Origin of the sequence: Anaplasma marginale str. Florida (genome assembly GCF_000215485.1) — a bacterium.
GTDB lineage: Bacteria > Pseudomonadota > Alphaproteobacteria > Rickettsiales > Anaplasmataceae > Anaplasma > Anaplasma marginale.
The window spans coordinates 1-1,657 of the sequence record NZ_AFMS01000193.1; the positions used below are offsets into that span (position 1 = coordinate 1).

General features: G+C 49.7%; 2 protein-coding genes. Both read right to left on the reverse strand.

Annotated features, from left to right (window positions below):
- Positions 1 to 439, reverse strand: a 439-nt coding sequence (locus GAC_RS05190; protein ID WP_407059598.1) for a P44/Msp2 family outer membrane protein, incomplete at its 3' end; no start/stop codon positions are given.
- Positions 440 to 565: 126 nt separating this feature from the next.
- Positions 566 to 1,657 (reverse strand): FAD-dependent oxidoreductase (locus tag GAC_RS05195; protein ID WP_037349731.1); only part of this gene is annotated, 1,092 nt, incomplete at its 5' end.

The following is a 1,657-nucleotide window of genomic DNA, read 5'->3' on the forward strand; positions in this document are numbered from 1 at the left end:
CACTAATCTTGGTGGTGGCAGTGCTATCGGTGGTACCACACTGGTTGGTGCTACCACTAGTGGTACCCTTGCCACACACCTTCTTACTCAGTTCATCACCACTAGTAGTGCCAGTAGCACTCTCTATGGCATTACCCCACTTCTTAGCTTCACCCTTAGTCATCTTACCTAAAGCAGTGGCAAGACGGTCTACCTGACCTCTTGCTGTATCATATGCTAACTCCTTTCCTAATAAGAATACTGAAGCTGTATCCTCATTAGACTTCTTACCTCCCTTAATGACAAACCTTTCATACCCTACTTCTACTTCAACCCTGGCTCCTCCAATACTATACCCAATGCTCCCCTCTAGGGCTGTGAGCATGCTATCCTTGAAGCTAATCTTGGGTTCCAGCATTATGGCTATCTTTGGAAAACTCGCATGGCCTGCTATTGTAATGTTGGTTGTATTACGGCTATATTCTTTGGTGCTGCTGATGCTTCTACAGGGCTGCTGGGAATACCCAGATTGGCAAAGATGCGATCACATTACTTGCTGGGAAGATGAAGCGTGTCTTGTGGGACACTAGCCATTTAGTGGCCGGCCAAGCGCGGCCAACACGGCCTCGTGCATCATCTCCGATAACGTAGGATGCGGGAATATTGTCGACAATAGGTCAAGGTCAGTGGCTTCTAGCTTTTTGCCTATCACATATCCGTTGATCATTTCAGTGACTTCTTCTCCCACCATGTGGGCACCAAGCAGCTCCCCCGATGTGGAGTCTATAATGACCTTCACAAAACCATCAACCGCTCCGGAGACTATAGCTTTTCCACTGCAATTTGCGTGTGAGACCCCCACCTTGATGTCAAGCCCCTGAGCCCTGGCCTGCTCTTCCGTGAGCCCAATACTGGCAACCTGCGGAATTGAATATATACAGCTGGGTATGTTATGTACCCCGAGTGGATGAGGCTTGTCTTTCAAAATGCCATCAGACGCGGCTATTCCCTCAACACACATGACCGCTTCATGGCTAGCCTTGTGCGCCAAACACGGAGGGCCAGCTACGTCACCTATGGCATACAAATTCGGCTCGGCCGTGCGACAACAATCGTCGGTCACGATAAATCCGCGCTCGTCCAGGGCTGCCTTGGTATTCTCCAAGCCTAACCCATGGGTGTTTGGGATAACGCCTATAGCCGCAATTGCCTTATCGCATTCTAAGGTGATAACCTTTTGTGTGCCAAGCTTGATCTGTGCCTGCATTGCTGGCCCTGCCTTCTTTAGCGAGGGTACAGACCCCCCAGTCAAAATTTCAATACCCTGCGCCTGCAAGACTTTCTGCATAAATTCTGATACGGCTTTATCCTCCAGGGGCAGGATTCGATCTTGCATTTCTACTACGGTAACTTTACTACCCATATGGCTGTAGAAACTTGCGAACTCGATTCCTATAGCCCCGCTGCCAATAATCAGTAGAGACTTTGGCAAAGCTTTGGGTAGCATTGCGTCTCTGGCTGTCCACAGCATTTTTTCGTCCAAGCCAGGCACCAGCCTAGCGCTGGCCCCTGTAGCCAGTATTATGTGCTTTGCCGCAAGAGTTAAAGGCTTGTCCTTCTGCTGAATTGCTACTTTGCCGCCGCCTAACACTTGGGCAAAACCCTGGTGCACCTTTAC